At 47.2% G+C, this 12,798-nt stretch carries 14 protein-coding genes; 11 read left to right on the top strand and 3 right to left on the bottom strand.

Annotated elements, in window-relative coordinates; translation table 11 throughout:
- Positions 1 to 21: 21 nt before the first annotated feature.
- Positions 22 to 1,287 (bottom strand): metallophosphoesterase, encoded by a 1,266-nt coding sequence (locus ACMXI2_RS03605; protein WP_483780347.1) that lies wholly within the window; start codon positions 1,285 to 1,287, stop codon positions 22 to 24.
- A 450-nt stretch (positions 1,288 to 1,737) separates the two neighbouring features.
- Here ACMXI2_RS03605 and ACMXI2_RS03600 point away from each other — a divergent pair, with 450 nt between their 5' ends.
- From ACMXI2_RS03600 to ACMXI2_RS03560, 9 genes are all read left to right on the top strand, one after another.
- On the top strand, positions 1,738 to 2,418 hold the full coding sequence (locus tag ACMXI2_RS03600) for a metal-dependent hydrolase (protein WP_483780346.1): 681 nt from the start codon (positions 1,738 to 1,740) through the stop codon (positions 2,416 to 2,418).
- Positions 2,419 to 2,485: 67 nt separating this feature from the next.
- Positions 2,486 to 3,307: a ParA family protein gene (locus ACMXI2_RS03595; RefSeq protein ID WP_483780345.1), complete on the top strand. Its 822-nt coding sequence runs from the start codon at positions 2,486 to 2,488 to the stop codon at positions 3,305 to 3,307.
- On the top strand, positions 3,291 to 4,208 hold the full coding sequence (locus ACMXI2_RS03590) for a ParB/RepB/Spo0J family partition protein (protein WP_483780344.1): 918 nt from the start codon (positions 3,291 to 3,293) through the stop codon (positions 4,206 to 4,208). Before ACMXI2_RS03595 ends, ACMXI2_RS03590 begins: the two co-directional genes overlap by 17 nt.
- Before the next feature lie 73 nt (positions 4,209 to 4,281).
- The gene (locus tag ACMXI2_RS03585) at positions 4,282 to 4,908 is read left to right on the top strand and encodes a DUF5683 domain-containing protein (protein ID WP_483782386.1); all 627 of its coding nucleotides are present in this window, start codon (positions 4,282 to 4,284) and stop codon (positions 4,906 to 4,908) included.
- A gap of 42 nt (positions 4,909 to 4,950) precedes the next feature.
- Positions 4,951 to 5,670 carry a 4-hydroxy-tetrahydrodipicolinate reductase gene (gene dapB, locus ACMXI2_RS03580; protein ID WP_483780343.1) on the top strand — a complete coding sequence of 240 codons (720 nt, stop codon included), beginning with the start codon at positions 4,951 to 4,953 and terminating at the stop codon, positions 5,668 to 5,670.
- A gap of 151 nt (positions 5,671 to 5,821) precedes the next feature.
- Positions 5,822 to 6,241: an RrF2 family transcriptional regulator gene (locus ACMXI2_RS03575; RefSeq protein WP_079468916.1), complete on the top strand. Its 420-nt coding sequence runs from the start codon at positions 5,822 to 5,824 to the stop codon at positions 6,239 to 6,241.
- A gap of 417 nt (positions 6,242 to 6,658) precedes the next feature.
- A complete protein-coding gene (locus tag ACMXI2_RS03570) occupies positions 6,659 to 7,342 on the top strand; it encodes a phosphoadenylyl-sulfate reductase (protein WP_483780342.1) in 684 nt (227 codons plus the stop codon).
- 35 nt (positions 7,343 to 7,377) lie between these two features.
- Positions 7,378 to 8,286: a sulfate adenylyltransferase subunit CysD gene (gene cysD / locus ACMXI2_RS03565; protein WP_079468918.1), complete on the top strand. Its 909-nt coding sequence runs from the start codon at positions 7,378 to 7,380 to the stop codon at positions 8,284 to 8,286.
- An 81-nt stretch (positions 8,287 to 8,367) separates the two neighbouring features.
- Positions 8,368 to 9,618 carry a sulfate adenylyltransferase subunit 1 gene (locus ACMXI2_RS03560; protein ID WP_483780341.1) on the top strand — a complete coding sequence of 417 codons (1,251 nt, stop codon included), beginning with the start codon at positions 8,368 to 8,370 and terminating at the stop codon, positions 9,616 to 9,618.
- A gap of 240 nt (positions 9,619 to 9,858) precedes the next feature.
- Here the strand turns inward: ACMXI2_RS03560 and ACMXI2_RS03555 are convergent, their stop codons facing one another.
- The gene (locus tag ACMXI2_RS03555) at positions 9,859 to 10,797 is read right to left on the bottom strand and encodes an NAD-dependent epimerase/dehydratase family protein (RefSeq protein WP_483780340.1); all 939 of its coding nucleotides are present in this window, start codon (positions 10,795 to 10,797) and stop codon (positions 9,859 to 9,861) included.
- 245 nt (positions 10,798 to 11,042) lie between these two features.
- Here ACMXI2_RS03555 and kdsA point away from each other — a divergent pair, with 245 nt between their 5' ends.
- Entirely contained in the window at positions 11,043 to 11,864 is an 822-nt protein-coding gene (gene kdsA / locus ACMXI2_RS03550) for a 3-deoxy-8-phosphooctulonate synthase (protein ID WP_483780339.1), read from the top strand.
- Positions 11,865 to 11,987: 123 nt separating this feature from the next.
- Entirely contained in the window at positions 11,988 to 12,389 is a 402-nt protein-coding gene (locus ACMXI2_RS03545) for a hypothetical protein (RefSeq protein WP_483780338.1), read from the top strand.
- A 177-nt stretch (positions 12,390 to 12,566) separates the two neighbouring features.
- Here ACMXI2_RS03545 and ACMXI2_RS03540 read toward each other — a convergent pair whose 3' ends face one another.
- Positions 12,567 to 12,788 carry a PspC domain-containing protein gene (locus ACMXI2_RS03540; protein ID WP_483780337.1) on the bottom strand — a complete coding sequence of 74 codons (222 nt, stop codon included), beginning with the start codon at positions 12,786 to 12,788 and terminating at the stop codon, positions 12,567 to 12,569.
- Positions 12,789 to 12,798: the final 10 nt, after the last annotated feature.

The following is a 12,798-nucleotide window of genomic DNA, read 5'->3' as shown; positions in this document are numbered from 1 at the left end:
GTCAATGCGTACAATACCTTTTTATACCAGGTCTATCACCGTAATTTCCGGCAGGATACCCACTCTTCCGGGATAGCCAAGAAATCCGAAGCCCCTGTTTACATACAGGAACTGTTCCCCTTTCTTATATAACCCCGCCCACTCTTTATAAAAATACTGGGCAGGACTCCATTTCAAACCGGGTATTTCCACGCCAAACTGCATACCGTGGGTATGGCCCGCCAGCATCAGGGCAATATCGGGATACTCTGTGCGCACCTGGGCATTCCAGTGGGTGGGATCGTGCGACAGTAAAATTTTAAACGGTATATGTTCCGCTCCCTCGTACGCCCTTTTCAGGTCGCCATAACGGGGGAAACGTTTGATAGCGCTCCAGTTTTCAATACCAATCAGCGCAATCTGCTCCCCGTTGCGGTCCAGCACCACGTTCTCATTCATCATCAGCTTCCAGCCCAGCTTGCCATGCACCGCTTTTAGGTCCTCCAGGTTCTGGTGCTGCAATGCACTGTAGCCATTGGCGTTTTTATCCGGCCAGGGGTAATAATCGCCATAGTCGTGGTTACCCAGGGTGGAATACACGCCCATCGGGGCTTTCACCTCGCGGAATACGTCCAGCCATTCGGCCATTTCCACCGCCCGGTCGTTTACCAGGTCGCCGGTAAACAACACCAGGTCGGCCTTCTGATCATTGATCATCTTAATACCCTTCATTACCGCCTCCCGGTTAGCAAAACTGCCGGAATGGATATCGGAAATCTGTACAATCCGCAACCCCTTAAAGGAGGCCGGCAGATGGCTGAAGGCCATTTTAATTTTATGTACCCGGTAGTTGTATTTATTGGAGAATCCGTATAGCAGCGTTCCAAAAAAAGCGCCGCCGGTGATGAGTCCCAGCCGGTTAATAAACTGTGACCGTGATAATCCGCCTGCTGCCGGCGTTGCAGCCATTGCCGGCGCACTGCTGAATTTACGGATCAGCCACAGTACGCCCCTTCTCACATCGTCTATGAGCAGGAACACTGTTACCAACAGCTTCGCCAATACCAGGCCCATGAAAATAGCCATCAGGTATGATTTCAGCGTAGACGGCCAGTTATGCCAGTTGATATAGGGCAACAACGCTATCATCAGCACAACGGAAATGGATATAAACCAGTAAATGGAATAGGTGACGTTCCTTACTTTGGGAGTAGACATATACACCATTGCCCTTATCGCCTGGAAAACATAAATATCCAGTAACAAAAGGAAAATGATGAGTATAACGGAATTAAGTCCGGGTCGCATTATAGAAATTTAATATAGAAATGTAATGATTAAGCAATTTAACATAACTAACCGGGTCTGAAAAGTTAAAACCGGTGGTTGTACCTACAAGACGAATAACAACGCGAAGAATTGTATGTTTTTATTTTTTTTATTAAGAAAAGAGAAACAGTACATTTGCTGGCTGACCAGTACACCACAATAATTTTAATATTTTATTAATATATTAATCTTACTCCTGCTGAAACTGGCTAAAAATTAACCCGTTAACAGCTTACGGGGCTTGTTCTGCGAACAGTTTGTGTATAAATAAATATACTGCAGCACCCGAATTTTACGTAATCGTTGTATTTTTGTCCGGTTACGCTACTTTTAATAGAGTTACTTTTAAATATAAGGTGTAGATTAATCACGGATTACGGAGAATAAATTTCCCCGGAAGTTGTCGTGATGAATTCAAATGGATTAATTATGAAGTATACTTGCTACGGACATTCCTGTTTTGCAGTGGAAATTATGGGGAAAAAGATCCTGTTTGATCCTTTCATCACCCATAATGAACTGGCGGCTAAGGTAGATATCCATGCCATAACGGCGGACTATATTTTTGTTTCCCACGGACATGAAGATCATACGGCCGACCTGGTGGACCTGGCAAAACGGACCAATGCAACAGTAGTATCCAATTTTGAGATTGTGACCTGGGCGGGTAAACAGGGGATCGAAAAGCTGCATCCCATGAATACCGGCGGTAAATGGAAATTTGAATTCGGTACGGTAAAATGCGTGGCGGCACAGCATTCCAGCAGTTTACCCGATGGAACCTACGGCGGTAATCCGATGGGTTTTATATTTATGACGGAAGAAGGGAACTTTTACTATGCCGGCGATACTGCACTCACCGTGGATATGGAGCTGGTACCAGCTGTTACCTCCCTGGATTTTGCAATACTGCCAATTGGCGATAATTTCACAATGGGCATCGAAGATGCCATTGCAGCCGCTGAAATGATAGAATGTGAGAAGATAATCGGGGTACACTACAACACTTTCGGCTACGTTAAGATTGATACAGATGAAGCAAAGATGCAGTTTATTGATGCCGGGCTTGAACTGTTACTACCCGAAATAGGTAGTACCATAGAGGTTTGAGGAAGAAGTGATCATTGCTGATTTATCCTTTATCCTATAAATAACCTTTGAATTTTTAAATTACACAATGGCTAGAATAATCGCAATCGCTAACCAGAAAGGTGGCGTAGGAAAAACTACAAGTGCAATAAACCTGGCAAGCAGCCTGGCTGTGCTGGAATTTAAGACACTGCTGGTTGACGCCGATCCGCAGGCAAACAGCACCACAGGGCTGGGTTTCGACCTGCGCAATGTGCAGCAGAGCCTGTACGATTGTATGGTGAACGACGTGCTGGCCAAAGACGTTATCCTGGAATCAGATACTCCCAACCTGAAGGTATTGCCTTCTCATATAGACCTGGTAGGCGCTGAACTGGAACTCATCAATCATCCCAGCAGGGAAAGAGTGATGAAACAGGTAATCGATACCGTGGAAGCGGACTACGACTTTGTTATTGTAGACTGCTCCCCTTCCCTCGGCCTTATCACCGTAAATGCCCTCGTAGCCTCCAACTCCGTGATCATACCCGTTCAATGTGAGTTTTTTGCACTGGAAGGACTCGGCAAACTGCTCAATACCATCAAAATTGTACAAAGCCGCCTGAATATAGAACTGGAAATTGAAGGCATTCTGATGACCATGTACGATGGTCGCCTGCGCCTGAGCAACCAGGTAGTGGATGAAGTAAAACAACATTTTGAAGAAAGTGTGTTCAATACCATCATCCACCGCAATACCAAACTGGGAGAAGCTCCCAGCTTCGGTAAATCCGTTATTATGTATGATGCTGCCAGCACTGGTGCTATCAACTATCTCAACCTGGCAAAGGAAATCCTGCAGAAACATGATTTCACCAAAATTAAATCCAAAGACAAAATCCTAGCTATAAACGATGAGCAATCCAAGTAAGAAAGAGGCGCTGGGTAAAGGCATCCGCTCACTGCTTCAAAACATCGATACAGATCTGAAGCACACTGCCGGCGCCCTGGGTGATAAGGTAGTAGCTGCTGCTACCGGTATAGAACGCATATCTCTGGATCTGATTGCCACCAATCCGAAACAGCCGCGTCGTGACTTTGATGAGGTTTCTTTACAGGAGTTAAGCCAGTCGATCAAACTGCACGATGTTATCCAGCCTATCACCGTATCAAGGATCAGCGCCAAAAAATTTCAGCTGATCGCCGGTGAAAGACGCCTGAGAGCCAGCAAACTCGCCGGACTCAAAGATATCCCCGCATATATCCGCCAGGTAAACGACCAGGAACTCCTGGAACTCGCCCTGCTGGAAAACCTGCAACGGGAAAACCTGAACGCTATTGAAGTCGGCCTCAGCTACAAAAGACTCATGGACGAATGCAGTCTCACCCAGGAACAGGTGGCCGACCGCATGGGCAAAGAAAGAAGTACCGTTACCAACTATATACGCCTGCTGAAACTTCCCCCGGATATCCAGGTGGCCGTACGCAACGGCCAGCTCAGCATGGGACACGCCCGCGTACTCACCGGCGTGGAAAATGTGGAAAACCAACTCTTCCTGTATAATGAAATCCTGAAAAACGGACTGTCTGTACGCCAAACGGAAGAACTGGCCCGCACCATCAATCAGGCCGATAAAAACCATCAGCAAAAAGCCGCCAAAGCAAAACTACCTCCTGCTTTTCAGAAAATACAGGACAAACTCGCCACTCACTTCTCTACCAAAGTAAAACTGGACAGGGGAAAGAGCGGTAAAGGCAGCATTTTAATTGAATTCTATTCGGATGAAGAGCTGGATAGTATCCTGGAAAAAATAGATATATACGGTGGCTAATAAGGCTCAATACATATTTCATTCACTACGATACTTTTTGTTGTTTCTAATCGCGGCTGTAGTGGTTTTGCCAGTGCACGCACAGCAGGATACCCTGCGCCCGGTCGCCAAAACAATGGATACCATCATCCGGCCCATACCTGCACCAGGTACGGATACTGTAAAAGCCAACAGGGCCATCTTCACAGACAGCGCTTATATCCCTGATTCCAAACTCCCCCACAGCCCGCGTAAAGCAGCCCTTTACTCCGCCGTGGTGCCAGGTCTGGGACAGGCATACAATAAAGAATACTGGAAAATTCCAATTGCATATGCCGCCATTGGTACCTGCGTTTATTTCTTTGTGGATAACATGAAGACCTACAAGCTGTACCGCGATGCTTACCGCCTCCGGGTAGATGGCAACCCGGATACCAACGACACCAGCCCGGATACCAAACCTTACGATACCGAATCACTGAAGGTGGGCCGCGACCAGTTCCGGCAATATGTGGATTATTCCGTGCTGTTCTTCATCCTGGCCTATGGCGTAAACATTATAGATGCCACCGTATTTGCACATCTCCGCAATTTCGATATGTCGGACGACCTGAGCATGCGCGTTTCCCCCACCATCATCAACAACCGTACACTGGGCATCGGCGTAAATATTTCTTTTGGCGGTAAAAAGGGCAAAAGCCGGTACTTCGCCGGCCGCTGATCACCATTAATACATCAACTTTAAATACAACTTGCAAGGGTCATGAAAATAGCGCTCATCGGATATGGTAAAATGGGACAGGCAATAGATGCGATTGCCACTGCCAAAGGACACGAAATAATACTCCGGGTAGACGTCGGCAGCAAACACCTGCTGGAAAAAGAACACCTCGGCCAGGCAGATGTAGCCATCGAGTTTACCACGCCTGAAACAGCCTACCACAACATCTTAAAGTGCTTTGACGCAAATGTTCCTGTGGTATCCGGTACCACCGGCTGGCTGGATAAACTGCCGGAAATAAAAGCGCTTTGCCTGGAAAAAAAACAGGCTTTCATCCACGCCACCAATTTCAGCATCGGCGTAAATATTTTCTTTGAACTGAATAAGAAACTGGCTGCCCTCATGGCCGGCCAGCCACAATACAACGTAAAGATGGAAGAGATCCATCATACCCATAAAAAAGACGCGCCAAGCGGTACCGCCATCACACTGGCAGAACAGGTGCTGGCCGCCGTAAGCCGCAAAACCGGCTGGGTAAACGAAGAAAGCAATCAACCGGAAGTACTCCCCATCATCTCTAAAAGGATTGATCCGGCGCCGGGCACACACACTGTAACGTATACTTCCGCCATCGACGATATTTCCATCACACACACCGCCCACTCCCGTGAAGGCTTTGCAGCCGGCGCCGTAGTGGCGGCAGAATGGCTGAAAGGCAAAACCGGCGTGTTCACCATGCGGGATGTATTGAATTTAGGATAGCAGCAGCTAAACGCATTAGCCGCCGTACCCCGCTCCGGTGGCTAAAAGCCAGCCACTCACTGCTGGCAGCTAAAAACTGCTTATCTTTGCTGGAATATAAAGTGTGCACCGCACTATTAGTTCATCCGTGGAGGGATGCAAAAAAGTCAGTATGTTATCGAAAAAAACGCAATACGCATTTCACGCATTAGTACACCTGGCTGAGAATGTAGATAAAGGTCCCATCCTTATCTCTGAAATCGCACAGGAAAAAAATATCTCTATCAAATTCCTGGAAAATATTTTGCTGGAATTGAAAAATGCCGGCATCCTCGGCAGTAAAAAAGGAAAAGGTGGCGGTTATTACCTCATGCGACCTCCCAAAGAGATCGCACTGGCGAAAATCATCCGCCTGCTCGACGGACCTATTGCGCTGCTTCCCTGCGTAAGCCTCAATTACTACGAACGCTGCGAAAACTGCCGCGATGAAGCCGTTTGTGGCCTCAATGAAGTAATGGGCAAAGTGAGAGATTCCGCCCTGAAAATCCTCGAGAACAAAACATTGAAAGATATCCTGACCCGAAATAGCTAATCAGGGTGTAAAATATCCGAGCCGGCCACGTGCCGGCTTTTCCTCTACAGTAAAGGGTTTCAGGATCAAGTCCACCTCCCCTCCACGTCACCTCCGGGTTAACAGCACGTATACTCCCAGTGCTAAGTAACTTCTATCCCACTCCACAGCGAATCCTCCCTATGTTCACAGCAGGTATACCACCTTTTGCCCATTCCCCCAATTTGCTCACTCTAACGCTGCTTTCTATGCCCCATCTTAGCAAGTTCCCCCAGCCCCACCCATTTTCTCCCCGCCACCACAGCCCGTTTACAGGAAAGAAATAATTTTTTACCCTATTAGTCTATCTTTTTTATAGGTTTTATGTATTTTTGTAAGAGGAGTGACCGTAATTACTCCGCTGGCACTAGACATATCAATTCAATAAGGAAGATCTACATGACAGACATTACCACCGCGCTGGTCAACAAATCAGTGGAGGAGGCCATACAGTACCTGCTGGAACAATACCCCGGCGCTGTTGCATTCTCTACCTCTTTTGGCCAGGAAGACCAGGTAATATCAGATATTATCTGGCGTAACCAATTGCCGGTTAGAGTTTTTACCCTGGACACGGGCCGCCTCTTTCAGGAAACATACGATGTAATGGACCTCACTATGGCCCGTTATAAACAACCGGTTGAGGTATACTACCCGGACACCACCGCAGTAGAAAAACTGGTTTCCGCCAAAGGACCCAACAGCTTTTACGAATCAGTGGAAAACCGCAAGGAATGTTGTGGCATCCGCAAAATTATACCCCTCAACAGGGCACTGGAAGGCGTAAAAGTATGGATCACCGGCCTCCGGGCTGAACAGTCCGAAAACCGGCAGGGCATGGAAATCCTCGAATGGGACGAACATCGCCACCTCTATAAATTTAATCCGCTGATCCACTGGGGCTACGACGAAGTACTGGCCTACCTGGAACAACATAACGTGCCCTACAACAAACTGCACGATAAAGGCTTCATCAGCATTGGCTGCGCACCCTGTACACGCGCTATTGAGCCGGGAGAAAATCCCCGCGCCGGCCGGTGGTGGTGGGAACAGTCGCAGAAAGAATGCGGCCTGCACGGATAACAAATATTAGCTTTCAGAATAAATTATTATAGTCCATGACTAATCAAATAAATTGGGAATTTCCTCAGGCACTGGAAGATGAAGCCATCTATATACTTCGTGAAACAGTAGCACAGTTCGAAAAACCAGTGCTGTTGTTCTCCGGCGGTAAGGATTCAATTACACTCGTACGACTGGCACAGAAAGCATTTTACCCCGGTAAAATACCTTTCTCCCTGCTGCATGTGGATACCGGCCACAACTTCCCGGAAACCATAGAATTCCGCGACTGGCTCGTAAATACACTCGGACTGGACATTATCGTAAGAAATGTACAGGACAGCATTGACCAGGGTAAAGCCCAGGAAGAAACCGGTAAATACGCCAGCAGAAACGCCCTCCAAACCGTTACCCTCCTCGATGCCATCGAAGAAGGAAAGTTTGATGCCTGCATCGGCGGCGCACGCAGGGATGAAGAAAAAGCCCGCGCCAAAGAAAGGATCTTCTCCGTAAGAGACGAATTCGGTCAATGGAACGCCAAAATGCAACGCCCCGAACTGTTCGATATCCTCAACGGCAAAATCAATATCGGTGAAAACGTACGCGTATTCCCCATCTCCAACTGGACAGAACTGGACGTGTGGAATTATATCGTTCGCGAAAAACTGGAAATACCTTCTATCTACTTCTCCCACGAAAGAGAAATTATAGAACGCGACGGTCTCTACTGGCCTTACTCCTCTTTCCTCAATACCACCGCCGACGAAGTACCGTTCCGCCAGAAAGTACGCTTCCGTACCGTAGGCGATATGACCTGTACCGCCGCCGTGTTATCGGAAGCCGATAAACTGGAAGATATCATTGCCGAAATCATGGAAGCAAAGATCTCCGAACGTGGCGCACGTATAGACGACAAACGCTCTGAAGCCGCTATGGAAAAGAGAAAACAGGCCGGGTACTTTTAACAGCACTCCCGGTAACACACACTTGAACTTAATTGAACACCTCTTTTAACGCCAGTCGCTAAAAGCAAAAAAATAAAAATAATGGAGGTTTTACGTATAGCCACTTCCGGTAGTGTAGACGATGGTAAAAGTACCTTAATAGGCCGTTTATTATACGACACCAATTCTATTCCGCAAGATAAAATGGAAGCGCTCCACGCTGCCAGCAAACGCAAAGGACTGGATTTTACAGACCTCTCGTTGCTTACCGACGGACTGGTTGCAGAACGTGAGCAGGGAATTACGATAGATGTAGCACACATCTACTTCTCCACCCCTACCCGCAAATACATCATTGCCGATACCCCCGGGCATATCGAATATACCCGCAACATGGTAACCGGCGCCTCCAACGCACAGGTGTCGCTGATCCTCATAGATGCACGCAGAGGCATCGTGGAACAAACACACCGCCACTTCTTTATCGCCAACCTCCTCCGTATTCCGTACCTCGTGGTTTGCGTAAATAAAATGGACCTGGTAGATTACAGCGAAGCCCGTTTTAACCAGATAGTGGAAGATTTCCAGCAAATGCTCGATAACGCCGGGTTTAAAGGACAGGAAGTAAAGTTCATTCCCATCTCCTCCCTGTATGGCGAAAACGTAGCCAGCCGCACCGGCTCCATTAACTGGTACAACGGCAGCACCCTGCTGGAATACCTGGAACAGGTGTCGTTCGATCATGAAGACCGTAACCACCCTGCCCGTTTCCCTATTCAAAGCGTAATTCGTCCACGAACCACCGAATACCACGATTTCCGCGGCTTTGCAGGCAAAGTGACCAGCGGACATTTCTCCGTGGGCGATGAAGTGATCTCCCTCCCCTCCGGGCAAAAGAGCCGCATCAAAACCATTGAGCAGTTTGAAAAACAACTACCGGTGGCGCATGCACGCGAAAGCGTAGTGATTACCCTGGAAGGTGAAATAGACAGCAGTCGCGGTAACATGCTCGTGAAAACAAATGAACTGCCGCCGCAACTGAAGGAAATAAGCGCCAATATCTGCTGGATGGACCAGCTGCCGCTTACTCCGGGCAAAACCTACCTGTTACAACACGGCATTAACCGCGTGAAAGCAAAGGTGCAGCAGATCAATTACATAACAGATGTAACCAATCATGTACAGGTAACAGATAAAGCATCTATGACGCTGAATGATATCGGCCGAATTACGCTGAAAACAGCGGCGCCCATATTCGCCGATCCTTATCAGAGCAATCCTGCCAACGGCGCCTTTATTCTCATCGACGAATTCAATAACACCACGGTTGCGGTGGGTTTCATCGAAGGGTAATGCAGCGGAGGATCGCCTTCGGCGATGGGGAAATTGTCTTGGAGCAGGATTACACTGATTTTGCTGATTAGATTGATTTTTACTTTTTGGATTTTATAAAAGATTAGGGGAGATAAAGGCGGATATATTCGCTTTTATCTCCCCTAATCTTTTAAAATCAAAAGTGATCAAATCCTTAAAATCAGTAAAATCAGCGTAATCCTGCTCCAAGACAATTTACAACCGCCGAAGGCGGTTACCCTATATATGCTCCAGCATATCCCGCGTCATTGCCGCCAGGTCAAACTCCGGCTTCCAGCCCCAGTCCGCACGCGCCTGGCTGTCGTCGATACTGTTTGGCCAGCCGTCTGCGATTTGTTGGCGGTAGTCAGGCTCGTAGGCCATTGTGAAGGCAGGGATGTGTTTTGTTATTTCCGCACCGATTTCTTTTGGAGAGAAACTCATCGCACCCAGGTTATAGGCAGAACGTACCGCTATTTTAGACGCATCGGCTTCCATCAGTTCAATGGTAGCGCGGATAGCATCCGGCATGTACATCATCGGGAGATAAGTATTTTCAGACAGGAAGCTCGTATATTGCTGATGCTCTTTGGCCTCATGGAAAATTTCAATGGCGTAATCCGTAGTACCGCCGCCGGGCGCCGATTTGTAGCTGATCAGGCCGGGGTAACGCAAACTTCTTACATCCACACCAAAGCGGTGATTGTAGTATTCGCACCAGCGCTCACCTGCAAATTTGCTGATACCATAAATGGTGGTAGGCTCAATGATGGTGTGCTGGGGCGTTTCCTGCGCCGGTGAGTTAGGACCAAACACCGCAATGGAACTTGGCCAGTATATTTTATCAAGATTTTCTTCCTTCGCAATATCCAGTACATTCAACAGGCTCTGCATATTGATATGCCACGCCAGCAAGGGATTTTTTTCACCGGTGGCCGACAGGATCGCCGCCAGCAGATAGATCTGGGTGATATTATGACGGATCACCAGCACATGCAGCATCTCCTTGTTCATTACATCCAGCGACACATACGGACCGGTTCCCTTCAGCAAATCATGCTCTTCCCGCAAATCGGAAGCCAGCACATTCGCATCTCCATACATCTTTCTTAAAGCCAGGGTCAGCTCCACGCCAATTTGTCCGCAGGCGCCTATAACCAGTATCTTATCTTTCTTCATACAAAAATATAATTGTAAGCTATTTTAAATCGGACCGTAATATTAACAGCTTCGCCGCTATTTCCACTCACCCCGTCTCCGCGCATGACAATGCTATAACAATAAAATGAACGCCGGGTTACACACATGGTTTTCGGATTACAATGTTATGACAATTGGCCCAAATGAAGCGGCTTCATAGCCTCCCTTTGCCAGAGAATGCCTATCTTTGCACCTTCAATTAAATGACACAATTTTTTCAAGATATGAAGCATTTAAAATCTTTATTCAAAGAGCAATACAACCCCGAAAATTTCTTCCTGATTGCTGGTCCGTGTGTGATTGAAGAAGAATCCATACTGATGGAAGTGGCGGAAAAAGTGACCACCATCTGTAAAAGATTAGCGATTCCTTATATTTTCAAAGCTTCTTACCGTAAAGCCAACCGTACCAGCGTGCATTCCTTTACCGGAATCGGAGATGTGGAAGGACTGGAACTGCTGCAGAAGATAGGTAAAACTTTTAATGTTCCGGTTACTTCAGATATTCACTCCGCTGCAGAAGCTGCTATGGCAGCCGCTTACGTGGATGTGTTACAAATTCCTGCCTTCCTCTGCCGCCAAACAGATATCCTGCTGGCCGCTGCCGAAACAGGTAAAGTAGTAAATGTAAAGAAAGGACAGTTCCTCAGCGGCGAATCCATGAAATTCGCGGTGGAAAAAATCAAGGGAGCCGGTAATGATCATATTATCCTTACCGAACGTGGTACCACCTTTGGCTACCAGGACCTGGTAGTGGATTACCGCAATATTCCCATTATGAAACACCTGGGTACGCCGGTGGTAATGGATTGTACCCACTCCTTACAACAGCCCAACCAAACCAGCGGCGTAACCGGTGGTAACCCGCAAATGATCAGCACCATTGCCAAAGCAGCTATTGCTACCGGCGCAGATGGCCTGTTCATCGAAACACACCCCGATCCTTCCCGCGCAAAATCTGACGGCGCCAATATGCTCCGCCTGGATTTACTGGAACCATTGCTGGAACAGCTGGTGGAACTCCGCCAGGTAGTGAGAAAGTTTTAATCCGCACCACACCACATAAAGAAAAAAGCGATTACCACCTTCCGGTGATAATCGCTTTTTTCTTTACACGAAGCTTTGCACTTTTTTCAGTAAATTCATGAAACACATAAAACACAGTTCACTATGATTAATATCCACGAATTAAAATCAGGTGATACCATTATCACAAATTATGGCGGGACAGAAAAGGAAGGGAAGATTTTGCAGGTAGATCATGAGGACAAGAAAGTGTTGGTGGCTACGGATGAAAATGAGTTCTGGTACGACCTTGATAACCTGGAACCCGTTCACCTGACCGAGGCCACCCTGCTGAAACTGCAGTTTCATAAAGATGAAGCCGCATCGTCGAAAGCAGGAGGAACATTGTATGTGAGAGGTCCGTTCTCTGTCCGCTGGTTTGAGGAAGGACACAACCCGCTTTTGCAGCTGCACTACCGGGACGAAACCAGGAACCTCGTAGAGCCGATCACGTTAAATGAGTTGCAAAACCATTATCACGGCATGACGCTGTTCCATCTGGAATAAAAATCCGGAATAAAAAACAAAAATATTTATACCAAATCAGGGGAGATAGATGCAGATATATCCGCATCTATCTCCCCTGAATATTTAAAGAAAATCAAAACCTGGTCAAATCAAAAAAATCAGTATAATCAGCGTAATCCCGCTCCAAGACAATTTAACATCGCCTTCGCGATGATCCTATAAGTAACGCAGTGGATTTCTCCGGGCATTCAGAATATAATGCTTCATATTTACCCAGAAGGCAAGAATCATGTATACAATGAGTGGGGAACCCATTGTAAGGAAAGTGGCATAAATGAAAAAGATGCGTATACGGGATGTGGCTACCCCAAGTTTATCGCCTATAGCGGCACATACACCGAACGCCTTCCATTCCACAAAGTCTTTTATCCGGTTCATAAATCAAATT

The sequence above is a fragment of the Chitinophaga sp. G7 BAM 1005 genome (assembly GCF_057126945.1).
Note: the sequence above shows the minus strand (reverse complement) of the source record. Positions and strands in the feature narration are given on the sequence as shown.